We start from the raw sequence: 23828 nt of genomic DNA, 5'->3' as shown, positions 1-23828 counted from the left end.
GAAACCACACTTAAAAATAGGATGGAAAGGACTAAAAATCCTTTGCCCTTATACTGTGTCTGAATTTTTTCTTTATCTTAGTAAAGAAGATCGTAAATTTCCATTGCGATCAAATCAATGCTGTCAAATGAGTAAGACTCACGTGCTTCAACATCACGCAAAGTGAAAACTGGACCATTTTCAGGGTCATTGCTAAAAGACACTTCTGCCACAACGACACCATCACGTTCAAAATTACGTTTAAGATTGCTACCATCAGTCGTCATTAATTCAAGACGATTGATAATTCTCACCAAATGTGATTCCATGACTATTCTCCTCTTCGTTTATTGTCCATACTATTTTAACATAATTTCTCCTAAACAAACAACAAGAGAGTGCATTTTCTCACATTTATCACAATTTCTCGTCAAAAAAGAACGTTTTAAATCTCTTTTAGGGAATTATACATAATCGCTTTGATGGAATGCATGCGGTTCTCAGCTTCTTGGAAAATGACTGAGCTGTATTTTTGGAAGACTTCATCTGTAATTTCAAGTTCTGCTAAACCATATTTATCATAGATATCTTGACCGATTTCTGTGTTTAAATCATGGAAAGCAGGCAAGCAATGCATGACAATCACATCTGGATTTCCTGTCTTTTCAACCAAATCAGCATTAATTTGATAAGGCAACAAAAGGTCGATACGTTCTTTAAAATCAACTTTTTCGCCCATTGACACCCAAACGTCTGTGTAAAGCATATCAACGCCACAAACGGCATCAAGCTCATCAGTAATAGTCAACTCAGCTCCGTTATTGTGTGCTTGTGCAATCTCGATGATTTCTTTTTCTGGCTGTAAGCTAGCTGGTGCAATGATTTTTACATTCACGCCAAGAATAGCTGAAGTAACTAACAAAGAATTTGCCATATTGTTGCGTCCATCGCCAACATAAGCGATTGTCAAACCTTCTAGTTTTCCAAAAACTTCTTTTAATGTCATAAAATCAGCAATCATTTGCGTTGGATGCCAAGTATCTGTCAAACCATTCCAGACAGGCACACCAGAGAATTCCGCTAAAGCTTCAACATCAGATTGCTTGAAGCCACGATATTCAATCCCGTCAAACATTGAACCTAGAACTTTTGCCGTATCAATTACGGATTCTTTTTTGCCAAGTTGAATTTCACTGCTTCCCAGATAAGTCACATTCATCCCTAAATCTTGTCCAGCTACTGTAAAAGCAGAACGTGTTCTGGTACTTGTCTTCTCGAAAATAAGAGCAATATTTAAGCCTTCTAAATATTTATGAGCAATTTTCTTCTTTTTCAACTCTTTAAATCTCAATCCCAAATCAATGAGATTAGTTAGCTCTTCCTTAGTAAAATCAATCTCTTTCAAAAACGAATTATTAAAAACCATAGGCCAATCCATCCTTTTCTTCTTGAATAATATACCTAATTTTAGCATAATTATACACCTTGTCAAGTCTATTTTGAATAAAAATAAATTTTAATTCAGAAAAGCATGTCATTTATAATTGACATGTCACATATATTATACTATACTTGATACAAGAAAGATTAGGATGGAATAATGAACCGAGTTAAAGAATTTCGAACTAATTTAGGTATTTCTCAGCTGACCCTTGCTAAGCAAATAGGAATCGCAAGGCAAACTGTTAATTTAATTGAAAATAACAAGTACAATCCTTCACTTGACCTTTGCATCAAGTTAGCCGAGGCATTAGGAACTGATCTAAATACACTATTTTGGGAGACTCGCCATCTTTAAAAAGGAATTGGAAATTAGGAGATTTAGTCATGAAAAAAAGTAAAGGGCCGCTATGGCCACGATTCATCAAACGATTTTATGGTATTAATGGAGCATTGGACGAATACCGTGAACAAGAAGTTAACCGTATTGGAAATAAATTATTTATTTTGCTCTTCCTTTTTGAATTTATTTCAACAGCTCTTACCTCTCTCTTGAGCACTGTCTGGAAAGTATCTGCTGAAATTTTTCTCTACTGCAACGCTTTTGTCATTATTTTTGTCATGCCAATGGTTATGATGACAATGCTGACCAATAGAGACTTACAAGGACCTCTTGAAGTCCCTAGAGATAAGCTTGAGATAGAGCGTCAAAAAGCTAAGAAAAAAGGTTGGCTTAATGGAGTTGTTTTTGCCATTTTTATGCTTGTTTTTAATATGTTTATCAAATGGCAAGAAGGTGAAAATCCTTTTGAAATTTTGTTCAATCCTCTCTTCTTAAGCATCCTCATTTTTTCTGGTTTTATCTTTGGAGCTATTATGGGGTCTATGGCTGCTAGTCAAATTGACCCTGAAAAAAATTAGCACTCTTTTTATAAGAGTGCTAATTTTTTAATGCTTTTTACTTGATTTCCTAGTGGCTAGTGCTATAATGTAAGTATGAAATCTGACTATCTTTGACCTTTGTTGTTTTAGTCAGACATTACGAAAGGAGGGTATTTTATATGCTCTGTCAAAATTGTCATTTAAATGAATCTACTATTCACCTGTATACAAATGTCAATGGTCAGCAAAAGCAAATTGATTTGTGTCAAAATTGCTATCAAATTATGAAAACTGACCCAAATAACGCTATTTTAGGAGGATTAGGAGGTAATCCTCAATCATCTTCTAACCAAACAAACCAATCATCGAATCCTTTCGACGATTTCTTTAGTAATCTCAGCGGCTTCCCAGCATTTGGAAGCCAAGGATTCCAAAATACTCCTCCAACTCAATCTGGTGGAGGCAATAATAACGGACGCGGTGGCAATGGCAACAACAATTTCCGCCCAAACGGACCAGCACAGCAAGAACCTAAGGGCTTGCTAGAAGAATTTGGTATCAATGTTACTGATATCGCACGCCGTGGTGATATCGACCCTGTTATCGGACGTGATGCTGAAATTGTTCGTGTTATCGAAATTCTTAACCGCCGTACAAAAAACAATCCTGTTCTTATCGGAGAACCTGGTGTTGGTAAAACTGCCGTTGTTGAAGGATTAGCCCAAAAAATTGTAGACGGTAACGTTCCACAAAAACTCCAAAATAAACAAGTTATCCGCCTAGACGTGGTAAGCCTTGTTCAAGGAACTGGTATTCGTGGTCAATTTGAAGAACGTATGCAAAAACTCATGGAAGAAATCCGTGAACGTAAAGATGTTATCCTCTTCATCGATGAAATCCACGAAATTGTCGGCGCTGGTAATGCTGGTGACGGTAACATGGATGCTGGTAACATCTTGAAACCCGCTCTTGCTCGTGGAGAACTTCAATTAGTCGGCGCTACTACTCTTAACGAATACCGTATCATCGAAAAAGATGCTGCGCTTGAACGTCGTATGCAACCTGTAAAAGTTGACGAACCAAGCGTCGAAGAAACTATCACTATTCTTCGTGGTATTCAAAAGAAATACGAAGATTATCACCATGTCAAATACAGTGATGATGCTATCGAAGCTGCTGCTACCCTCTCAAATCGCTACATTCAAGACCGTTTCCTTCCAGATAAAGCTATCGACCTTCTCGACGAAGCTGGTTCTAAGATGAACTTGACACTCAACTTTGTTGATCCAAAAGAAATTGACAAACGTTTGGTTCAAGCCGAAAACCTAAAAACTCAAGCCACTCGTGAAGAAGATTACGAACGCGCAGCATATTTCCGTGATCAAATCGCTAAATACAAGGAAATGCAAAAACAAACCATCAACGAAGATGATATTCCAGTGATTACTGAGAAAACTATCGAAGCAATCGTTGAAGAAAAAACAAACATCCCTGTTGGTGACTTGAAAGAAAAAGAACAATCACAATTGATTCACCTTGCTGATGACTTGAAAGAACACGTTATTGGTCAAGATGAAGCCGTTGATAAGATTGCCAAAGCTATCCGTCGTAACCGTGTTGGTCTTGGTACACCAAACCGTCCAATTGGTTCATTCCTCTTTGTCGGTCCTACTGGTGTCGGAAAAACAGAACTTTCAAAACAACTTGCTATCGAACTCTTTGGTTCAGCTGATAGCATGATTCGTTTTGACATGTCTGAATACATGGAAAAACATGCCGTCGCTAAACTCGTCGGAGCCCCTCCAGGATATGTTGGTTACGAAGAAGCTGGTCAATTGACTGAAAAAGTTCGTCGAAATCCATACTCACTCATCTTGCTTGATGAAGTTGAAAAAGCACACCCTGATGTCATGCACATGTTCTTGCAAGTTCTTGACGATGGGCGTTTAACTGACGGTCAAGGACGCACTGTAAGCTTTAAAGATACAATTATCATCATGACATCTAACGCTGGTACTGGCAAATCTGAAGCTTCTGTTGGTTTTGGTGCTGCTCGTGAAGGACGTACAAATTCTGTTCTTGGTCAACTTGGAGACTTCTTCAGTCCTGAATTCATGAACCGTTTTGACGGCATTATCGAATTCAAAGCACTAAGCAAAGATAATCTCCTTCATATCGTTAACCTCATGCTTGACGATGTTAACAACCGTTTGGCAACTAACGATATTCACCTTGAAGTAACAGATAAAGTTAAAGAAAAACTAGTTGACCTTGGATATGATCCTAAGATGGGTGCTCGTCCACTTCGTCGTACTATCCAAGATCACATTGAAGATGCTATTACAGACTTCTACCTTGAACACCCAACTGAAAAAGATTTAAAAGCTGTGATGACAAGCAATGGTAAAATCATCATCAAATCAGCTAAAAAAGTTGAAAAAGAAGAAACTGTTTCAGCAGAATAATAAAAGCAAAGTCTAGGAAGTTTTTAGCTTTCTAGGCTTTTTTAACAATCCAGAAATCAAAATATTCCGACAATTTTCTAGCAAAAGACAACTTTTTTTAGTATAATAACAACAATAGCCACTCTTACAAATCTACTTTAGAGATTAATCATTCCATCTCCACTCATTCGGACACTTGTTTTATAGGAGAATATTATGTCAAACCCAACTTTTGGTGAAAAACTTGATAACGTTGATTACAAAGCTCGCTACGGAGTGTATGCCATTATTCCAAATGCGACTAAAGACCAAATCATTTTAGTTCAAGCCCCTAACGGCTCTTGGTTCCTTCCAGGCGGAGAAATCGAAGCGGGCGAAGATCATTTTTCAGCTTTAAAACGCGAACTTATTGAAGAACTCGGATTTTCAGCTGAACTTGGTTATTATTACGGACAAGCTGACGAGTACTTCTACTCACGTCATCGTGATACTTATTTTTATAACCCTGCTTACCTCTATGAAGTCACACATTATGAAAAAATTGGGGCACCGCTTGAAGATTTTAATCACCTTGCTTGGTTCCCAGTCGATGAAGCTATTGTAAAATTAAAACGTGGCAGCCATAAATGGGGTGTTGATGCTTGGAAAAAAAATCATCATTAAAATCTCATAATCTAAGTTTTTCACCTAAAATAGTGTTATAATAATGGTAGAAAGTTCATAGGAGGAAATTTATGAGGTTAATCAACACAACAAGTAGTCATTCCGAGCTAGTTCGTAACCAGCTTCGAAACACGGACGCTAAACTCGTTGAGACTTACTCTGCAGGAAATACCGATGTTGTTTTCACTAAAGCACCAAGTCATTACGAACTGTTGATTTCAAACAAGTATCGTGCTATCAAAGAAAGTGAAATCGAAGCCATTCGGGAATTCTTCCTCAAACGCAAAATTGACAAATCTACCGTTCAATTAGATCAGTTGAAAACCTTACATACAGCGAATCTAATTGAAATTTCCTTCCCAACAGTTCACTAATCAGGTTTTTAAAACCTGATTTTTTTTAGTTTACATACAAAAAAAACGAACTCAAGTGAGTTCGTTTTTAGTTATTATAGGTTATCGCATTATTTTGCTTTAACTTCAAAGCCTTCTGCTACTGCTTCTGGGAAGTTAGCTTCAACGATTTCAGCACAGTGGTCACAAATTGTAACACCGTATGAACGTTCTTTAGCTGTTGGATCTACGCGACGGCAACGATCACAAACTTCACCTTCAGCATGCGCTACTGTAAAGGCAACACCATCAAAGGCAACCGCATCTGCTGGAGCAGCTTCGTCAGTAACAGTCAATTGTGATACGATCAACAATTGAGCAATGTCGCTATCAAGGGCAGCAAGAAGAGTTTTCACTTCTTCACCAGCATAAATTGTCAAGTGTGCTTCCAATGATTTACCAATAACTTTAGCGTTACGAGCTTCTTCCAAAGCTTTTTGAGCTTGGTTACGAAGTGTCATGAAGGCATCCCATTCTTCAAGAATATTTTCTTGACCTTCGAAAACTTCAGCATCTGGTAATTCAGACAATTGAACGAATTCTTCTGGTTCGAATTCAAGGTATGACCAGATTTCTTCAGCTGTGTGTGGAAGAATTGGAGTCAACAATTTAGTGATTTTAACCAAGATATCGTAGAAGACTGTTTGCATTTGACGGCGAGCAATATTGTCTGCTGCTTCGATGTAAACAACGTCTTTGGCGAAATCAAGGTAGAAGGCTGACAAATCAACTGTGATAAAGTTAACAACAGCTTTGTAGATAGCCATGAAGTCATAGTCTTCATAAGCTTTACGGATTGTAGCTACCAATTGGTTGAATTTAACAGTCATGTATTTATCAACCGAACGCAAGTCTTCGTAAGCGACGGCATCTTTATTTGGATTGAAGTCTGTTGTGTTAGCAATCAAGAAACGAAGTGTGTTACGGATTTTACGGTAAGTTTCTGAAACTTGACCAAGGATTTCCATAGAAACACGTACGTCAGCGTCAGTATCTACTGAAGCAACCCACAAACGAAGGATTTCAGCACCGTATTGTTTTGCAACGTCGTTTGGTGAAATGATATTACCTTTAGATTTAGACATTTTTTCACCTTTACCATCAAGAACGAAACCTTGTGAAAGCACAGCTTTGTAAGGTGCATGTCCGTTAACAGCAACTGAAGTAATCAATGATGAGTTGAACCAACCACGGTATTGGTCAGAACCTTCAAGGTAAAGATCAGCTGGATATTCCAAACCTTCACGAGCGTTCATCACACCATTCCATGAAGAACCTGAATCGAACCAAACGTCCATGATATCAGTTTCTTTAGTGAATTCACCATTTGGTGAACCTGGGTGAGTGAATCCTTCTGGAAGAAGGTCTTTGGCATCGCGTTCCCACCATACGATTGAACCGAATTCTTCGAACAAGTCAGCCACGTGATCAGTCACTTCTTTAGTCATGATAGCTGTACCATCTTCAGCATAGAAGATTGGAAGTGGAACACCCCAAGCACGTTGACGTGAGATTACCCAGTCACCACGGTCACGAATCATGTTGTAAAGACGAGTGCGACCCCATTCTGGATAGAATGTTGTGCGATCAATTTCATCAAGGATGTCTTGACGGAATTTAGAAACAGAGGCGAACCATTGTGGAACAGCACGCCAGATGATAGGTTTTTTAGTACGCCAGTCAAATGGGTATGAGTGAGTGATAACTTCGCTAGCAAGCAAAAGATCACCAAGTTTTTCTTTAACAGTTGGAACAACTTTATCGTAGAATTGACCTTGGAATTCAGGGCCTGCATTTTCCATCATGATACCACGTTCGTCAACTGTAACAGCAACTTCAAGGTTGTATTTGATACCTACATTGTAGTCATCTTCACCAAAACCAGGTGCAGTGTGGACAACACCAGTACCAGAATCAAGTGTAACGTGATCACCCAAGATAACAAGTTCGTCTACTTCTGTATCCCATGGGTGTTCAGTAACGATGTATTCAAGTTCAGTACCTTTGTGTTTTGCAAGAACTTCAAATGATTCCCAACCGAATTTTTCAGCAAGGCTATCAAGAAGTGCTTCCGCAACCACAAATTTACGATCATCGTTAGCAGGTTTAACAACAACATAATCCATATCAGGACCAACAGTCAAACCACGTGAAGCAGTTACTGTAAATGGAGTTGTTGTCCAAACAACGATGTATGTATCTGTATCAAGAACACCTTTACCATCTTTAACTTTGTTAGCATAGTAAAGTGAAGTTGAATCAATATCATGATATTCAATTTCAGCTTCGGCAAGAGCTGATTCTGATGACCATGACCAGTAAACTGGTTTAGCACCACGGTAGATATAACCTTTATCAGCCATTGCACCAAAGACACGGATTTGTGCAGCTTCATATGCAGGAATAAGTGTTACATATGGATTTTCCCAATCTGCAGATACACCAAGACGTTTGAAATCTTCACGTTGTTTATCTACTTGGCTAAGAGCGTATTCACGACACATTTCAAGGTATTCAGTCAAAGGAATTTCTTTACGTTTTACACCTTTTTTAGCCAATACTTGTTCAATTGGAAGTCCATGTGTATCCCAACCAGGAACATAAGGAGCACGGAAACCAGACATTGATTTTGAACGCACAATAATGTCTTTAGAAATTTTGTTCATGGCGTGACCAACGTGGATATTACCATTGGCATATGGAGGTCCATCGTGGAGGTTGAATGAAGGTTTGCCTTCGTTTAATTGTTGACGTTTAGCATAGATGTCTGCTTCTTCCCATTCTTTTTGCCACTTAGGCTCTTTGTTTGGGAGTCCAGCACGCATTGGAAAAGCAGTTTTTCCAAGATTAAGCGTTTCTTTTAATTTCATGACTACTCCTTATAATAAATAATATTCAACTGTCCATGATTAACTCATTGACAGAAAAATGACTTTTTAAAGTGGTAAAACAAAACGAGCTCTCGTCTCAGTAAGGACGAAAGCTCGTGGTACCACCTTAGTTTAGAAATTTAGCTACACTGAAAAATAAGGTAGAAATCTAAATTTCCCTCTTTAACCCGTAAGGTGAGTTTCTCCCTTTTATCTTACTTCATTCAGATAAAATCTTAGAAAAGGATAACTGATATCCCAGTGATTGCAGACCTCGCACCATCGTCCACTCGCTGTTAATATAGCATATCAATCGCGTTTTTCTTATTCTTCAATATTTAATTTAAATGTTTGTGTTTCGTTAAGATTGATGTCATCGGCATCATCAATAACAGGAAGTTTTTGTGTTTCTTCAAGGTGTTTGTTTCCTGCTTCTACACGACGTTGCAATTCTTCCATTTCTTCTGGAGTGAATTGACGTGTAGCATCCATTGACAATTCATCATCAGCTTCAGGCATTTCTTCTTCCAAAACTTTCTCAACAACTTCACGGAAAGCTGCATCAGAATTTTGAAGGTAAACAGCAGTTGGTTGCAACAATTCTGTCCATTCTGGTGAATTTGTCAAACCAAGTTGACCTTCGATAGCGGCAACCAAACGTTGGTGGAAGACACGTGTTTGACGTTTCAAATCTTCTGTTTCAACCGCAACACGTTTAGCTTCATCTGTTGCATCACGCAAGATTTGGTTTGCTTTAGATTTTGCTTCGTCAATCAAATGTTGTGCATCGTAGTTAGCTTTGCTAACAAGGTTAGCAGCTTCATCATTAGCTGATGTTTTAACTTTTTCAGCAGTTTCTTGAGCAAGAATAACAGATTGGCTCAAAGATTCTTTCATTTCATCAAAGTAAGCAAGTTTGTCTTCTAAATCTTTGATTCTGTTTTCTTGTTCATGATTGCGACGAACCAAGTCTTCGTAGTCATCTACAACGATATCAAGAAATTCATTAACTTCTTCTTCGTCGTATCCACGAAATTTTAATTTAAATGTTTTATCTTTAATATCAAGTGCTGTAAGTGCCATTGATTTCTCCTTATTTATGTATCATCTTATCTACGGTCAATTTGTATTTTCCATTCTTCGTAAGCCCATTCTCACTTAAGATAGAAAACCGACCAAATCCTCTAACACTAATCAAATCTCCAACTTGAAGCATTTCTGAAGGTCTATCAAGCGTCTGATAGTTAAGCTTTACCTTTTCAGCACTGATCAACTGAATACCTTGACTTCTAGAAAGCTTCAAAACTGTTGCTAGAACTTTATCCAAACGCATACTTGAAACCATGATATCTAGCTGATGAGATTCTTTTTCTCCCTTAATTAACTGGTCAAGCGGAATCTCTTTTAGGCTTACACTTGCTTTTGCAATCTTAGTAACATTAACTCGAAAATAATCAACCATATTTTTCGTAACTAATAACTGTGCGTAGCCTTGTTCAACTAAAATATCTCCAATAATCGTTCGCTTAACTCCAAGCTTGTGAAGTAAAGTTCCCATTATTTGAGCGTGAGTTAATTGATTAAACTTCGAATTATAGTTCACTTCTAGCAGTGCTAACTCGAAATCTTCCAAATTTAGCTCATAGTAATCAGGTGCAACTAGTATACGTGCGTACTCTGCAGGATAATAATCACTCGAAACAAAGTAGCGCAAGCCTCGATTTCCAAGAATACTTTTAGCAATATCAACTTGGCGAGGATTTAGAAAATCTGTTAATGAATAAGCGTATGTCTCTTCTACCCTCTGAGCGATGTCATCCATTTTTTCAATGAAATCATACTCTTCAGGTCGAAAATGTTGGTAAATTTCTTTTTTCATCGAACCAATAACATAATAAGAAAGCGACTCAAGAGATTTAAGGCAATAACCGCGGCCCAAATCGTAAAGTCCAATCCCATAAATTGAAGATTTAAACGTTGAAAAGGTTTAATTACTGGTTCAACAATTTGAACCAATAAACGACCAAATCCAGTGTTATACGCACCAGGAAACCAAGATAGGAGCGCATACGCAATTAGCAGATAAGAGTATAATTGAATGGTTTTTAATAGTACAATTAATACAAAAATCATATATTAGCGTCTCTTCATGTCAAAATCGAACCCAACATCTTGTCCCGCATTTGGGATTGGAAGTTCTTCGAGATTGACGATGACATTTGATGGTGTCAACAAATACATTGAACTGCCAACTTTTTGAAGACTACCATAAAGAACTTTACTTGCACCATCAATAAAATCAAGACAACGACGTGCTTGAGCATCAAGCATATATTGAAAATCAATCAATACACATTCGTTAACAATCAATAAATCAACAATTTCTTGAGCATCCTCATATTTACGAGGGTATTTCAAGGCAATTGTTGTAGTCGTTTGATTGTTTCGAACTTGTAATTGTTCTTCACGACGTTGATTCAATGAATGAACGTGCGGATTTTCATCAGTAGCACGTCTTTGTTGAGGTTGCACACGTTGACGAACAGCACCACCAGCTTGAACTTGTTGAGCTCGTGCTGATGAGAATTGCTGTTCTGCGCGTCTAGGTGCTTGCTGTGGCTTAGCCTCAACTTGTTGTTGAACACGAGGTTGTCTAACCTCATCTTCAACAGTTTCTTCAACATCACTTACCTCATCAGTATCGAAATAAGAGATTAGTTTGTCAAATTTATCTTTCAAAGCCATGTTTTTCTCCCGTTATTTAAAGAATGATGATCCAATTCTAACAAAAGTTGCCCCATTGCGAATAGCAATTGGGAAATCACCACTCATGCCCATACTTAATTCGGTAAACGGCATATGAGCTAATTGTCGTGCCTGCAACTCTTGTCTAAGTTTGTCGGCTTTTCCAAAAATGTCGTCAATTTCACTTTCAGAAGCATTCTTAGGCGCCATCGTCATCAATCCTACAATTTCCACTTTATCAAAGTCAGAGATTTCAGCTAAAGCTTCATCAATTTCTGAAACTTTAAAGCCGTGTTTACTCTCTTCCTCGGAAATATTAACCTGTAGGAAGCATTTAATGGGATGCTCTGCTCTTTTCTGGATTTCAGCAGCTAATTTAACAGAATCTAAAGCGTGAAAATAATCAACGTAATTAATGACATTTTTTACTTTACGACGCTGTAGAGTACCGATTAAGTGCCATGTTAAATTTTTATCTTTTAACGCTTCATACTTATCCAGAAACATATCGACCCTATTTTCACCAATATGTTCAATACCTGTGTCAATAAGACGAGCAGCAACACCACTATCAACATACTTCGTCACAGCAATAATCTTGACACTTTCTTGTGAACGATTGGCTGCTTTTGTTGCTTGCGCAACCTGTTCAAAAACAAGGTCTTTATTTTTTTGAAAATCGGTCATTAACGATTTTTGAAGAATGGTGGTGTTTCAAGTTCATCATCAGCATCTTCATTAGCTGTAAATGTTGACATTGTCAATTTGCTATCAAGTTCGCCTTCTGTTGGACGTGCGATGTTGTCGCGACGAAGGTCCCAATTTCCAAATGAATTATCTTTTTGTTGTGATTGATTTGCTGTTGGTTGTTGTGGAGCTGGCATTGCATGGTTTTCGCTCATATCATAGTCAAAGTTTGAACGACGTTCAAAAGCGGCTTGACCAGGTTGTTGAGCACGTTCTGAAGCGTATTGAGCGCCAGCTGCTTGTTGTGCGTTGTTTTGTGCAAATGAACGAGTTGCTTGTGGACGGAATCCTGCTACTTGTTCTGCACGATCTTGATGAACACCTGTAGCTACAACAGTTACACGGATTTCATCTTTCATTGTGTCATCAATAGATGTACCAAGCCAGATGTTAACACCTTTACCAGCTGCTTGACTGATGATTTCAGAAGCTTCTTCTGCTTCAGTAAGAGTCATGTCAAGACCACCAGTTACGTTAACGATAACATCTTCAGCACCATCGATTGTTGTTTCAAGAAGTGGAGAGAAGATAGCTTTACGAGCTGCTTCAGTAATACGTTCTTCACCAGAACCGATACCAATCCCCATAAGAGCGTTACCTTTGTTAGCCATAACTGTTTTAACATCGGCAAAGTCAAGGTTGATAAGACCTGGATTTGTAATCAAATCAGTAATACCTTGAACACCTTGACGAAGCACGTTATCTGCTTCTTTAAGAGCTTCAAGAAGTGGAGTTTTCTTATCAACGATTTCAAGAAGGTTGTTGTTTGAGATGATAAGCAATGTATCAACTTGTTCACGAAGTTCTTGGATACCTTCTGCAGCGAAGTTACCACGTTTGTTACCTTCAAAACCAAATGGACGTGTTACAACTGCAACTGTAAGAGCTCCAAGGCTTTTAGCGATACGTGCGATAACTGGTGCAGCACCTGTACCAGATCCACCACCCATACCAGCAGTGATGAAGACCATATCAGCACCTGTAAGAGCTTCAGTCAATACTTCTTCGCTTTCTTCAGCGGCTTTACGACCAACCTCAGGTTGTCCTCCAGCACCGAGTCCACGAGTCAATTTAGGCCCTAACTGAATAACAGTTTCAGCTTTTGAAGAGCTCAATGCTTGGATATCAGTGTTTGCTGCGATAAATTCAACACCAGCAACACCTTCATCAATCATGCGGTTGATAGCGTTACCTCCGCCACCACCGACACCAATAACTTTAATAACTGCACCTTGTACTGATGCTGTGTCAAATGAAAATGCCATTTTTATTCCTCACTTATTATTAGTCAAACATACTTCCGAAAATACCACGAACACGTTCGCTAAACTTAGATTTTGGTTCTTCGTGTCTTTGTACAGGCTGAACTGGAGCTGGCTGTGGTACCATGTTTTCATTAACTGGTACAACAGGTTCGTTATTATAAACCACTCGTTGTTGCGCTTGTACTTGTGGCTGTGGTTCGAAATCAACTGGTTTACGACGAAGTAATTCTTCACCAGATACCGCACGTTGAGCAATAACATCAACTTCGCTCATTGTCCCAACGTATTCAACTAAGCTAATAACATTGGCAAACATTGGGTTGCGGATACCAACTTGATTTGGAACGTGTAGTTTGACAGTTGTTCCAAAAATTTCTTGAGCAACTTCTACCACACCTGGCATAATTGCTCCACCACCAACAAGAATAATTCCTCCTGGTAGGTCAAGTAGACGTCCACGTTCTAGATCTTGTTTAACACGATCTAAAATGTGGCGAACTCGTGCAGAAATGATTTCTGACAAGTATCGTTCACTTACTGAAATTGGAGATTCACTACCAACAACATCTACTTGAACAGTTTCTGAAGAGCTTGCTTCTTCTAAGTTTGCTTGACCAAAGTTAAATTTAAGGGCTTCAGCAATCTCCATAGAAGTTTTCAAGACTTTAGAAATGTCTTTAGTGACATACTCGCCACCTTCTGCATAGATGTTTGTATATTGCAATTCTTGTGCTCGCATAGAAGCAACGGTTGTTTGACCGCCACCCATATCAATCACAGTAGCACCAAATTCACGTTCACCTTCGTTAAGAACTGATTTTGCCAAAGCAAGTGGTGAAATAATAACATTTTCAACACTGATACCAGCGCGTTCTACTGTTTTACGAAGGTTATGAAGAATTGTTGTTGGTCCAGTATAAATTAAACCACGCATTTCTAAACGAATTCCCATCATGCCACGTGGGTCACGAATACCTTGGAAACCATCAACGATAAATTCTTCTGGAATCAAAGAGATAACTTCACGTTCTGGAGTGATGCTCTTAGTCAATGCTGATTTAACAACGCTATCAACATCTTCATCTTTGATTTCTTTTGATTCACTTGGAACTGGAATCATACCTTGAGTTGGTTCGATTTGAAGAAGATTAGCTGGAAGACCAACATTAATCTTATCGATTGTCATTCCAGCTTTTTCTTCTGCTTGTTCAATCGCTGTTTTGATTGCTTCTGCAGCTGCTTCAATATCTATAATAATACCGTCTTTTACTCCCGTGCTGGGAACGTTACTCACACCAATCACGTTCATTTCGCCAGAAACAAATTCTGCTACTAGAACTTTAATCGAGCTTGTCCCTATATCTAATCCTGTAAAAAAGCCATTTCTAGCCATTCACTCGACCTCACTATCTTTCCAATCATTTACTATTCTAAAATCTGCATAAAATCAGAATTATTCAGAAAATATTATATCATAAAAAAACGTAAAATGTTATCATTTTACGTTTTTTGTTATAGAATCTTAATTTTATTGTTGAGCTACTTGTTCAACTACTGCGGTTTCGTTCGGATGCTCTTCATTTGTAGCTCCTGGAGCTTGATTTTCTGCGCCTTCAGTTTCACTTGATTCCGTTGCTGTAGCTTCCTCACTCGACTCGGTTTGAGAGTTTTCTTCGTCAGATTTAGAATCAGATTCTGATTCTTTTTTGTTTTCGTTTTTAGCTTTTTCTTTATCTGCTGCAACAGATGCTTCAATGGATTCAGAAGTTGCATAAATTCCCACTTCCATATCAACAATACTGTTTTCTGGCAAGCTATCTTTTATTTTCAAATAATATGGTAATTTCTTAGCCAACTCAGATAGTGGAACACGAACAACGTTTCCATCATGCATTTCCAATTTCAATAAATCTGATGTTGTTGCAGAATCTGCTGAGCTGACAATTTGAATTTGATTAACCAAATCTTTATCCAATTTTGAAAAAGCCTTAACCAGTTTTTGAATGTCTTTTTCTGATGATAAATTAATCGTTAAGAAACTTTCTGGTAATTCAGAAGCTCCTACAAGACCAATACGTGTCCCATTTTCAAGGATTGGCTGATAGCCATCATCAGTTTGGGCATAAGCAATTATGCTGTACTCTTTAACATCAATATTTAATTTATTTGGGAATCTGTAAATAAAGTTAGCACTTTTCACCATTTTATTTTTGCTAATAATATTTTTTTCATAAGCTGAATGGTGGAAAATCAATGAAAAGAGATAGTTAGACGGTTTAATTCCTGAATCTCTAATCACTTCTTCCTGACTAACCGTTGTCGCACCCGTAACCGTAACAATTTTCTTTTTACTAAATGGGGTTACCAAAAAGATTGAAATTAAAAGAATAACCGCAGAAGTGATGATAACTGGTAGCGCATGATGAATCGCTTTTTGAAGAGGCGTTTTCTCTTTTTTAGCTTCCAGTTTTTGTAATTTTTTAGCCTCTTTGGCTTCTCTAGCTTCTTCTTTTTTAGCTTCCTTAGCCTTTTTCTTTTCTTCTGCAGTCAAAACTTTTTCTTCAACTTTTTCAGCTTCGGTATCAGTATCTGTTGCTTTCGGCTTACGCTCTAAGCGTAATTTTTCTTGGCGTTTTTTCTTTTCCGCTTTTTCAGCTTCTTTTTTCTTTAGAAACTCAATATTACGTTTTTGCCATTCCGTCAAAGCTGATTTTTTTTCTGATTTAGCTTTTTGACTTTTTTTAGGCTCTTTCTTTTTTGTCATTTAAATTCCTTTTGCAGTCTTAGAAATATCTTGTTTAAGCAGATCATAAAATTCTTCTTGTGACTTGATTTCAGTGGAATTTTTCATTTGTGTGTGATAACTATTTTCTTGTTCAAAGAGTTGAGTGAGCTCTTCTTGCAAATGCGTAAAAGTAAGTTTATCCTCAGAAAGTTGGCGAGCATAACCTTTTTTCTCAAAATAAGCTGCATTTTCAAGCTGATCTCCTCGACTTGCTTCTTTTCCAAGAGGCACAATCAAGTGCAATTTATTCATCGCCACTAATTCAAAAATAGTATTTGAACCACCGCGTGTCACAACAGCATCTGCCATGTCCATCAAAGGCTGATAAAGGTCTGTGACATAATCAATTCGATAGAGATTTTGACTCAATCCGTTTAAACTTTTATCTCCTGAAATATTGATAACATTGTAGTGCTCAACCAATTCAGGGGTATTTGTAATAAAGTCATTAAAAACACGTGCACCTGCAGAACCACCGATGAAAAGAAGTGTTTTCAATTCAGGGTTAAAGTGTGCTTTAATTCCTTCAATTTTGCTGCTATCATAAGCAACTTTGCTACCAACTTTTGTAATCGCACCAACGTGTTTTGCTTTCACCAAGCCTTTGGCTTGTTCAAAGGTTGTGTACATCGTTGTCGCAAATTTATAAGCGATTTTATTAGCAAGTCCCATTGATAAGTCAGATTCGTGCACAAAAACAGGAACTCCGAGTGTTTTTGCCGCAATGACTGGTGGGACAGATACAAAGCCACCTTTTGAGAATAAAGCTTGTGGACGAATTTTAGCGATAATTGCAATTGATTGAAGAATTCCAAATGAAACTTTGAACACATCAAGCATGTTTTGCCATGAAAAATAACGTCTTAATTTTCCTGTTGCAATAGAATGGAAGGTTACATCTAGACCTGATTTTTCAATTTGTTCGTGTTCAATTCCATGTTTGTCACCAATATAGTGAACTTCCCAACCATCTTTGATAAATTTTGGGATAAGAATCAAGTTCAAGGTAACATGGCCAACTGTACCACCACCGGTAAATACGATTTTTTTAGCCATGCTTATTCTCCTTTAATAGCTTCAAAGGTTGCGATAAATTCATCACCACGAACTTCAAAGCTCTTATACATATCCCAGCTTGCATTAGCAGGGCTCAAGAGAACAACATCACCAGCTTCAGCTTTACTGTAAGCAATACGAGCAGCATCTGCGACATCTTTAGCATCAACGTACGGAACTTGTGCTTTATCAGCTGCGCGTTTCACACGAGGAGCTGATTCACCAAGAATAACCATTAATTTAACACCTGTAATATCTGGAACAAGTTCGTCAAATTCATTACCACGGTCAAGACCACCAGCAATCAAGATAACTTTTAAATTATCAAATCCTGAAAGAGCTTTTTGAGTTGCTAGAATATTTGTTGATTTAGAATCGTTATAGAATTTAATGCCGTTAACTTCACCAAGAGCTTGAAGACGGTGTTTAACCCCACCAAAATGTGACAAAGTTTCTTTAATAGCTTCATTTGCAATACCTGAGAGTTTTGCAATTGCAATTGTTGCCAAAGCATTTTCAACGTTGTGGCTACCAGGAACACCGATTTCAGATGCTTTCATGATAGCTTCATCTTTGAAATACAAAGTATCACCATCTAGGTAAGCACCGTCAACTTTCTCAGTTGTAGAGAATGGGACAACTTGTGCTGCTGTTTTTTGTGCTAATTCTTTTGCCAAATCTTGGTTAAAGTTAAGTACCAAATAATCTTCTGCTGTCATATTCTTTTGAATATTCCATTTTGCAGCAACATATTCTTCAAAGCTGCCATGGTAATCAATATGTGTTGGCATAAGGTTTGTAATAACAGCCATGTGTGGGTGGAAAGTATCTGTTCCCATCAATTGGAAAGAAGATAATTCCATAACCAAAGTGTCTTTATCTGTAGCAGTCTGTGCCACTTCAGAAGCAGGAAAACCAATATTTCCTGAAAGAAGACCTGATTTACCACCATTGTTCAATGTTTCAGCAATCATAGTTGTTGTTGTTGTTTTACCATTTGAACCAGTGATACCAATAATTGGGGCATCTGAAATCATGTAAGCCAACTCAACTTCTGTGATAACTGGAATATTTTTTTCGATAGCGCGAGCCACCATTGGATTATCGTAACGAATTCCTGGGTTTTTAACCATCAATTCAAAGTTTTCATCCAAAAGTTCTAGTGGATGGCTACCACAGATAACTTTGATGCCTTCTTCAAGAAGAGATTGTGCAGCTGGATTTTCATCAAATGGTTTACCGTCGTTAACTGTAACGATAGCACCTAATTTTTCAAGGAGACGCGCTGCAGCTTCTCCAGATTTTGCTAAACCAAGAACTAAGACTTTTTTATTTTCAAATGTTTCAATTTTTTTCATAATATATCCATTCTAACATTGCAAATATAATAATATTCTACCTTTATTTAAGGCGTTTTTCAATCATTCTACGGCATTTAAGACAATCTTAGTGTCGCAATGTCTGATAGAGTGTTTATGACAAAAAAAGCTGAGTAAATACTCAGCCTCTTTCGCTATATTGCTCATTTTCATTTTTCTTAACAGGTAAGCGATAGACATCCCTTAGCGCGAAAAATCCCAAGGCAACCATAGCAAGTGCAAGAAAAATTTCTGGTGGTGATTGCATGATTTTAACAAAGCTCATTACTGCTAAAACAAGTAGCATTGCAACTAAGCCAACAAAACCAATCATCCCAAGAGTATTACGAATTGTTTTAGGAGCCATGAAAATATAGTATGAAATAATTAAGATTGCAATAATTAAATAAAACATTTCATGATTCCTTCCTACAATTCAAATTTATGTGTATTGTTTTCCGAGTTTATTTTAAGTTTGGAACTAAAATAGTCTAGCAGACTATTTTACTCTTCAGCTGATTTTTTCTTTTTAGCTGCTTTAGCGCGCAAGTTTTTATCAAGAATTTGTTTACGCAAACGGATTGATTCTGGTGTAACTTCCATGTATTCGTCATCGTTCAAGAATTCAAGTGATTCTTCAAGAGTCAAGATACGTGGAGTTTTGATAACAGCAGTTTGGTCTTTCGTAGCTGAACGAACGTTTGTCATTTGTTTAGCTTTAGTGATGTTAACTGTCAAGTCGTTTTCACGTGAGTTTTCACCAATGATCATACCTTCGTATACTTCAGTACCTGGGTTAACGAAGATTGTTCCGCGTTCTTCAACAGACATAATTGAGTATGTTGTTGCTTTACCAGTATCGATAGATACAAGAGCACCACGACGACGTCCACCGATTTCAGCGTTGATAACTGGCATGTATTGATCGAATGTGTGGTTCATGATACCGTAACCGTGAGTCATTGAAAGGAACTCAGTTGGGTAACCGATAAGTCCACGAGCTGGTGCCAAGAAGACAAGGCGAGTTTGACCGTTACCAGTTGATTGCATGTCAATCATTTCACCTTTACGTTCTGACAATGATTGGATAACTGAACCTTGGTATTCTTCTGGTGTATCGATTTGAACACGTTCGAATGGTTCGCATTTCACGCCATCGATTTCTTTGATGATAACTTCTGGACGTGATACTTGAAGTTCATATCCTTCACGACGCATTGTTTCGATAAGGATTGACAAGTGCAATTCACCACGACCTGATACAGTCCATTTATCTGGAGAATCAGTTGGATCAACGCGAAGTGATACGTCAGTTTGCAATTCAGCAAGCAAACGTTCTTCAACTTTACGAGATGTTACGAATTTACCTTCACGACCTGCAAATGGTGAGTTATTTGCCAAGAATGTCATTTGAAGAGTTGGTTCGTCAATGTGAAGGATTGGAAGTGGTTCAACGCAATCAGTTGGAGTGATTGTTTCACCAACGAAGATATCTTCCATACCTGAGATAGCAATCAAATCACCAGCTTTAGCTTCTTGGATTTCACGACGTTCAAGTCCGAAGAAACCAAACAATTTCGTAACACGGAAGTTTTTAGTTGAACCATCAAGTTTAGAAAGAGTAACTTGGTCACCAACTTTAACAGTACCACGGAAGATACGTCCGATACCGATACGTCCAACGAAATCGTTGTAATCAAGAAGTGACACTTGGAATTGAAGTGGTTCTTCTGAGTTGTCAACTGGAGCTGGAATGTGGTCAATGATTGTATCAAAGACTGGAGCCATTGTGTGTTCTTGATCAGCTGGATCATCAGAAAGTGATGATGTACCGTTGATAGCTGATGCGTAAACAACTGGGAATTCTAATTGATCATCATCGGCACCAAGTTCGATGAAAAGTTCAAGAACTTCGTCAACAACTTCTGCTGGACGAGCTGATGGTTTATCAATTTTGTTAACAACAACGATTGGTGTCAAGTTTTGTTCAAGAGCTTTTTTCAACACGAAACGTGTTTGAGGCATAGTACCTTCGTAAGCATCGACAACAAGAACAACACCATCAACCATTTTCATGATACGTTCAACTTCTCCACCGAAGTCCGCGTGTCCTGGTGTGTCCATGATATTGATACGAACACCGTTGTAAGCAACTGCAGTGTTTTTAGCAAGGATTGTAATTCCGCGTTCTTTTTCAAGATCGTTTGAGTCCATTGCACGTTCTTGCAACTCTTTACGTTCGTCAAGTGTGTGTGATTGTTTCAATAATTCATCAACAAGGGTTGTTTTCCCGTGGTCAACGTGGGCGATAATCGCCACGTTACGAATATCTTCTCTTAATTTAGTCATGATTCCTCGATTTATTTTTAATTTATTCTAACTTTTGAATTATATCATATTTCACCTGAAAAAACATCGTTAAAAGCTGTGTAAATGTTTTCAGACACGGATTTAGCTTCTATAGTGTGTAAAAAAGTATTATTTTAATAAAAATTCATATTGCTCTCTTTCTTGAACATCGACTTCAACTTGACGGTATTTTTCTGGAGAATGTCCTGTCCGTTTTTTAAAAAACTTAGAGAAATATAATGGGTCTGAAAATCCAATGGAACACGCAATGACATTGACTGGTAATTCCGTTTTTGTTAATAATTCTTTGGCATTCTCAATCCGCAAATGTGATAGATATTGCTTTAAGCTGACGCCTGTTTTTTGTTTGAATAAGCGAGCTAAGTAAGAGCGATTGAGGTTAAGGTAATCAGCTATTTCCTGAACTTTAATCGGCTTATCTAAATTGAGATTGCAATAAGCGACAGCTTCTTTGATGTAAGACAAATCATCTTTTTTATCTTGAGATTGATGATTTGGGAAATTTTCAATCAAGAAAGCAAATAAGTCATAAATAGCACGATTAGCTTTAAGTTCTCTCAATAAAACTGGCTCATTTGTTGCCTTAAAGAATTGATTATAAATCTTGACCAAGCGTTCGTCTTTATCATAATGAAACACCGGCTTTTCAAGCAAAGTCGTACAATCAAGATAGTGTTCAATTTTTGCACCTTGAACACCTATCCAAGCATAGCACCACGGTTCTTTTTTATCAGCTTCATAATAAATTTCCTCACCTGGTTTCATTAAAAAAGCATCGCCTGTTGATAACTCATATGTTTGATGATTAACTCTGAAAATCCCTTTACCAGCTGTAATGTAATGAATCATATAACTTTTTCTGACAGCAGGTCCATAAAAATGCCCAGAATCACATTCCTCATAGCCGTAATTATAAAGCATCACATCTACATTTTGATAACAGTCATTAGAATAATTAATAATTTTCATTACTTTCTCCAAAAGTCACAAAATTCCATAAATAAAAAACGAAAATCCATATCTTTATATATTATAAACGTTTACAATAATTTTGTGAATTAAAAAATATCCATTTTATTTTAGGAGGTTACTTATGTCTTTTACTGACAAAATCACGCAAAAAATGATGCCACTGGCTACGGCTATTTGTGAAAACAAGCATCTAACCAGTTTACGTGATGGTTTTATGGTTGCTTTCCCAGCCACAATGTTTGCATCTATTATGATGATTATCCAAAATTTACCCGCTACTTTTGGATTCGACAAATTTTTACCTGACAGTTTCATAACCTTTTTGAATGATTTTTTTGGTCCAATCGGAAATGCAACAATGAATGTCACAGCATTATTTGTTACTTTTGGTGTTGGTTATCATTTTGCTAAATATCTTAAATGCTCAAAGATTTATGCTGGTGCTGTTAGTTTAGCCTCTTTCCTACTACTTCTTCCATTTAAAATAGTAAAAGGTCAAGTTTACATGCCGACAGCAAAGCTTGGCTCTCAAGGAATGATTGTAGCCATCCTAACTGGATTTTTAGCGACAGCCATTTTTGCTTACCTAGAAAATAAAAAAATTACCATAAAAATGCCAAAACAAGTGCCACCTGGGATTGCAACATCATTTACGTCTATTATCCCAAGCGCGGCATCTCTATTGATTTTCAATACCGTTCGTTACCTCTTTACCTTTACAAGTTGGGGCAATGCTTTTGACTGCTTATTTAATGTTTTACAACGTCCTTTAGTTGGTCTTGGAACAAGTTTGCCTGCTACTCTCGTTGCCGTTGTCGCTGCCCAACTCCTTTGGTGGTTTGGAGTTCATGGTCAAATGATTGTTGGCGCCATTACTGAACCACTACTGCAAACATCAAACCTCGAAAATTATGCTGCCTTTCAAGCTGGAAAACCGTTACCGCACATCATCTGTTCAACTTTCATGGGAATTTTCCCACTTATTGGTGGTAACGGAATGACTCTGGGTGTTGTTCTGGTATCACTTTTCCTAGCACGCTCACTTCGCCTAAAAAGCACAATGAAAATGGTAGCCGTCCCTGCTTTCTTCAATATTTCTGAACCGATTACTTTTGGACTTCCAATCGTTTTAAATCCAATGGTACTCATCCCTTGGATTTTGGCTCCTGTTGTGACCGTGTTAACGTCATACTATGCTATTTATCTTGGTTTTGTTCCTCATCCAATTGGTGTCACTATTGTTTGGACAACACCTGTTTTCCTTTCAGGTTGGATTGGAACAGCCTCTATTGCTGGTGGTATTTTACAGCTGGTTAATGTGGCAGTTTCTATTGCGATTTGGCTTCCATTCATGATGGCAATTGACAAAACATATCTCGCTGATGAAGCTAATCCTGTGACAGAAAGTGTGACAGAAAATGATTGAAAACACCGTATTAAGCTACTCTAAACAAATTGATTGTCCTGTTGAGGTGATTTATCAAGAAGTCATTGAGGAAACACTACAATTTTTTAAATACTACGATAACCACATCACCCAACTTCAGGAACAGACAGCAATTAAGAAACCATTTTACACTAAAACGACTAAAGAGAGAGTTTGGGGTAAAACAACCGTCATTGAAATGAAAGAAAATCACTCTTTAAAACTGTCAAGTAGTTACGCTGGCGGCAATATTTTACAATGTTTTCTTTTTGAGACAGTTAATGGTAAGACAAAAATCGAGTATCAAGAAGCTAATAGTTTCACTGATAAAAGCAAGCAAGTTAATTTCTTTATTGTCTCGTTATTATACCGCTTTGTTTTCAAATACAAAGCAGCCAAACGTCTCAAGTACATTGCCACAAAGGTTGCTTAGG

23 protein-coding genes are annotated in these 23828 nt (G+C 37.6%); 7 read left to right on the top strand and 16 right to left on the bottom strand.

All coding sequences use genetic code 11. The features are described 5' to 3' along the window. Positions 1-77: 77 nt before the first annotated feature. Positions 78-308, bottom strand: coding sequence for a DUF1797 family protein (locus tag SFC32_RS06265; protein WP_004230761.1), 231 nt, complete (start codon positions 306-308; stop codon positions 78-80). 116 nt (positions 309-424) lie between these two features. Continuing rightward, entirely contained in the window at positions 425-1405 is a 981-nt protein-coding gene (gene argF, locus SFC32_RS06260; protein WP_411049976.1) for an ornithine carbamoyltransferase, read from the bottom strand. Between the two features lie 174 nt (positions 1406-1579). Between argF and SFC32_RS06255 the strand changes: the two genes are divergently transcribed. From SFC32_RS06255 to SFC32_RS06235, 5 genes are all read left to right on the top strand, one after another. After that, positions 1580-1777 carry a helix-turn-helix transcriptional regulator gene (locus SFC32_RS06255; RefSeq protein WP_006531540.1) on the top strand — a complete coding sequence of 66 codons (198 nt, stop codon included), beginning with the start codon at positions 1580-1582 and terminating at the stop codon, positions 1775-1777. A 29-nt stretch (positions 1778-1806) separates the two neighbouring features. Then, positions 1807-2340: a DUF3278 domain-containing protein gene (locus SFC32_RS06250; protein ID WP_411049966.1), complete on the top strand. Its 534-nt coding sequence runs from the start codon at positions 1807-1809 to the stop codon at positions 2338-2340. 140 nt (positions 2341-2480) lie between these two features. Then, entirely contained in the window at positions 2481-4766 is a 2286-nt protein-coding gene (locus tag SFC32_RS06245) for an ATP-dependent Clp protease ATP-binding subunit (protein WP_074563274.1), read from the top strand. 195 nt (positions 4767-4961) lie between these two features. Next, complete coding sequence (locus SFC32_RS06240) at positions 4962-5408, top strand: NUDIX hydrolase (RefSeq protein WP_058833190.1); 447 nt, start codon at positions 4962-4964, stop codon at positions 5406-5408. Between the two features lie 71 nt (positions 5409-5479). Then, a complete protein-coding gene (locus SFC32_RS06235) occupies positions 5480-5782 on the top strand; it encodes a DUF1827 family protein (protein ID WP_020916381.1) in 303 nt (100 codons plus the stop codon). A gap of 89 nt (positions 5783-5871) precedes the next feature. Here SFC32_RS06235 and ileS read toward each other — a convergent pair whose 3' ends face one another. From ileS to SFC32_RS06165, 14 genes are all read right to left on the bottom strand, one after another. Beyond that, positions 5872-8670 carry an isoleucine--tRNA ligase gene (gene ileS / locus SFC32_RS06230; protein WP_411049967.1) on the bottom strand — a complete coding sequence of 933 codons (2799 nt, stop codon included), beginning with the start codon at positions 8668-8670 and terminating at the stop codon, positions 5872-5874. Between the two features lie 324 nt (positions 8671-8994). Next, a complete protein-coding gene (locus SFC32_RS06225) occupies positions 8995-9753 on the bottom strand; it encodes a DivIVA domain-containing protein (protein WP_074559481.1) in 759 nt (252 codons plus the stop codon). Positions 9754-9763: 10 nt separating this feature from the next. Next, on the bottom strand, positions 9764-10549 hold the full coding sequence (locus tag SFC32_RS06220; RefSeq protein ID WP_411049968.1) for an RNA-binding protein: 786 nt from the start codon (positions 10547-10549) through the stop codon (positions 9764-9766). After that, positions 10546-10803 carry a YggT family protein gene (locus tag SFC32_RS06215; protein WP_039697283.1) on the bottom strand — a complete coding sequence of 86 codons (258 nt, stop codon included), beginning with the start codon at positions 10801-10803 and terminating at the stop codon, positions 10546-10548. The genes SFC32_RS06220 and SFC32_RS06215 overlap by 4 nt, the downstream gene beginning before the upstream one ends. 3 nt (positions 10804-10806) lie before the next feature. After that, positions 10807-11415 carry a cell division protein SepF gene (locus tag SFC32_RS06210; RefSeq protein WP_166043825.1) on the bottom strand — a complete coding sequence of 203 codons (609 nt, stop codon included), beginning with the start codon at positions 11413-11415 and terminating at the stop codon, positions 10807-10809. Positions 11416-11427: 12 nt separating this feature from the next. Next, positions 11428-12102 carry a YggS family pyridoxal phosphate-dependent enzyme gene (locus SFC32_RS06205; RefSeq protein WP_006531551.1) on the bottom strand — a complete coding sequence of 225 codons (675 nt, stop codon included), beginning with the start codon at positions 12100-12102 and terminating at the stop codon, positions 11428-11430. Further along, a complete protein-coding gene (gene ftsZ / locus SFC32_RS06200) occupies positions 12102-13427 on the bottom strand; it encodes a cell division protein FtsZ (RefSeq protein ID WP_039697285.1) in 1326 nt (441 codons plus the stop codon). Before ftsZ ends, SFC32_RS06205 begins: the two co-directional genes overlap by 1 nt. A 19-nt stretch (positions 13428-13446) precedes the next feature. Further along, the gene (gene ftsA, locus SFC32_RS06195) at positions 13447-14820 is read right to left on the bottom strand and encodes a cell division protein FtsA (protein WP_039697286.1); all 1374 of its coding nucleotides are present in this window, start codon (positions 14818-14820) and stop codon (positions 13447-13449) included. Positions 14821-14955: 135 nt separating this feature from the next. Next, positions 14956-16191 (bottom strand): cell division protein FtsQ/DivIB, encoded by a 1236-nt coding sequence (locus SFC32_RS06190; protein WP_411049969.1) that lies wholly within the window; start codon positions 16189-16191, stop codon positions 14956-14958. Further along, positions 16192-17268 carry a UDP-N-acetylglucosamine--N-acetylmuramyl-(pentapeptide) pyrophosphoryl-undecaprenol N-acetylglucosamine transferase gene (locus SFC32_RS06185; RefSeq protein ID WP_411049970.1) on the bottom strand — a complete coding sequence of 359 codons (1077 nt, stop codon included), beginning with the start codon at positions 17266-17268 and terminating at the stop codon, positions 16192-16194. 2 nt (positions 17269-17270) lie between these two features. Continuing rightward, positions 17271-18626 carry a UDP-N-acetylmuramoyl-L-alanine--D-glutamate ligase gene (gene murD / locus SFC32_RS06180; protein WP_411049971.1) on the bottom strand — a complete coding sequence of 452 codons (1356 nt, stop codon included), beginning with the start codon at positions 18624-18626 and terminating at the stop codon, positions 17271-17273. Between the two features lie 142 nt (positions 18627-18768). Then, a complete protein-coding gene (locus tag SFC32_RS06175) occupies positions 18769-19041 on the bottom strand; it encodes a DUF3165 family protein (protein ID WP_039697289.1) in 273 nt (90 codons plus the stop codon). Positions 19042-19130: 89 nt separating this feature from the next. After that, positions 19131-20975, bottom strand: a complete 1845-nt coding sequence (typA, locus tag SFC32_RS06170; protein WP_074559456.1) for a translational GTPase TypA — start codon at positions 20973-20975, stop codon at positions 19131-19133. Between the two features lie 129 nt (positions 20976-21104). Beyond that, positions 21105-21965 carry an AraC family transcriptional regulator gene (locus tag SFC32_RS06165; protein WP_411049972.1) on the bottom strand — a complete coding sequence of 287 codons (861 nt, stop codon included), beginning with the start codon at positions 21963-21965 and terminating at the stop codon, positions 21105-21107. A 124-nt stretch (positions 21966-22089) separates the two neighbouring features. Between SFC32_RS06165 and SFC32_RS06160 the strand changes: the two genes are divergently transcribed. Then, positions 22090-23394 (top strand): PTS sugar transporter subunit IIC, encoded by a 1305-nt coding sequence (locus SFC32_RS06160; protein ID WP_411049973.1) that lies wholly within the window; start codon positions 22090-22092, stop codon positions 23392-23394. Next, on the top strand, positions 23387-23827 hold the full coding sequence (locus SFC32_RS06155; protein ID WP_411049974.1) for a hypothetical protein: 441 nt from the start codon (positions 23387-23389) through the stop codon (positions 23825-23827). Before SFC32_RS06160 ends, SFC32_RS06155 begins: the two co-directional genes overlap by 8 nt. The last annotated feature ends 1 nt before the right edge of the window (position 23828 follow it).

The sequence above is a fragment of the Streptococcus sp. TATVAM-FAB8 genome, from assembly GCF_046592795.1.
GTDB classification, from domain to species: domain Bacteria; phylum Bacillota; class Bacilli; order Lactobacillales; family Streptococcaceae; genus Streptococcus; species Streptococcus ruminicola.
The sequence above is the reverse complement of the archived record's forward strand: the minus strand, read 5'-3'. Positions and strand labels throughout refer to the sequence as shown.

What these genes read in the sequence shown, in the direction of transcription:
- SFC32_RS06265 (WP_004230761.1), bottom strand. Translation starts at nt 308, where the DNA reads ATGGAATCACATTTGGTGAGAATTATCAATCGTCTTGAATTAATGACG.
- argF (WP_411049976.1), bottom strand. Translation starts at nt 1,405, where the DNA reads ATGGTTTTTAATAATTCGTTTTTGAAAGAGATTGATTTTACTAAGGAA.
- SFC32_RS06255 (WP_006531540.1), top strand. Translation starts at nt 1,580, where the DNA reads ATGAACCGAGTTAAAGAATTTCGAACTAATTTAGGTATTTCTCAGCTG.
- SFC32_RS06250 (WP_411049966.1), top strand. Translation starts at nt 1,807, where the DNA reads ATGAAAAAAAGTAAAGGGCCGCTATGGCCACGATTCATCAAACGATTT.
- SFC32_RS06245 (WP_074563274.1), top strand. Translation starts at nt 2,481, where the DNA reads ATGCTCTGTCAAAATTGTCATTTAAATGAATCTACTATTCACCTGTAT.
- SFC32_RS06240 (WP_058833190.1), top strand. Translation starts at nt 4,962, where the DNA reads ATGTCAAACCCAACTTTTGGTGAAAAACTTGATAACGTTGATTACAAA.
- SFC32_RS06235 (WP_020916381.1), top strand. Translation starts at nt 5,480, where the DNA reads ATGAGGTTAATCAACACAACAAGTAGTCATTCCGAGCTAGTTCGTAAC.
- ileS (WP_411049967.1), bottom strand. Translation starts at nt 8,670, where the DNA reads ATGAAATTAAAAGAAACGCTTAATCTTGGAAAAACTGCTTTTCCAATG.
- SFC32_RS06225 (WP_074559481.1), bottom strand. Translation starts at nt 9,753, where the DNA reads ATGGCACTTACAGCACTTGATATTAAAGATAAAACATTTAAATTAAAA.
- SFC32_RS06220 (WP_411049968.1), bottom strand. Translation starts at nt 10,549, where the DNA reads ATGAAAAAAGAAATTTACCAACATTTTCGACCTGAAGAGTATGATTTC.
- SFC32_RS06215 (WP_039697283.1), bottom strand. Translation starts at nt 10,803, where the DNA reads ATGATTTTTGTATTAATTGTACTATTAAAAACCATTCAATTATACTCT.
- SFC32_RS06210 (WP_166043825.1), bottom strand. Translation starts at nt 11,415, where the DNA reads ATGGCTTTGAAAGATAAATTTGACAAACTAATCTCTTATTTCGATACT.
- SFC32_RS06205 (WP_006531551.1), bottom strand. Translation starts at nt 12,102, where the DNA reads ATGACCGATTTTCAAAAAAATAAAGACCTTGTTTTTGAACAGGTTGCG.
- ftsZ (WP_039697285.1), bottom strand. Translation starts at nt 13,427, where the DNA reads ATGGCATTTTCATTTGACACAGCATCAGTACAAGGTGCAGTTATTAAA.
- ftsA (WP_039697286.1), bottom strand. Translation starts at nt 14,820, where the DNA reads ATGGCTAGAAATGGCTTTTTTACAGGATTAGATATAGGGACAAGCTCG.
- SFC32_RS06190 (WP_411049969.1), bottom strand. Translation starts at nt 16,191, where the DNA reads ATGACAAAAAAGAAAGAGCCTAAAAAAAGTCAAAAAGCTAAATCAGAA.
- SFC32_RS06185 (WP_411049970.1), bottom strand. Translation starts at nt 17,268, where the DNA reads ATGGCTAAAAAAATCGTATTTACCGGTGGTGGTACAGTTGGCCATGTT.
- murD (WP_411049971.1), bottom strand. Translation starts at nt 18,626, where the DNA reads ATGAAAAAAATTGAAACATTTGAAAATAAAAAAGTCTTAGTTCTTGGT.
- SFC32_RS06175 (WP_039697289.1), bottom strand. Translation starts at nt 19,041, where the DNA reads ATGTTTTATTTAATTATTGCAATCTTAATTATTTCATACTATATTTTC.
- typA (WP_074559456.1), bottom strand. Translation starts at nt 20,975, where the DNA reads ATGACTAAATTAAGAGAAGATATTCGTAACGTGGCGATTATCGCCCAC.
- SFC32_RS06165 (WP_411049972.1), bottom strand. Translation starts at nt 21,965, where the DNA reads ATGAAAATTATTAATTATTCTAATGACTGTTATCAAAATGTAGATGTG.
- SFC32_RS06160 (WP_411049973.1), top strand. Translation starts at nt 22,090, where the DNA reads ATGTCTTTTACTGACAAAATCACGCAAAAAATGATGCCACTGGCTACG.
- SFC32_RS06155 (WP_411049974.1), top strand. Translation starts at nt 23,387, where the DNA reads ATGATTGAAAACACCGTATTAAGCTACTCTAAACAAATTGATTGTCCT.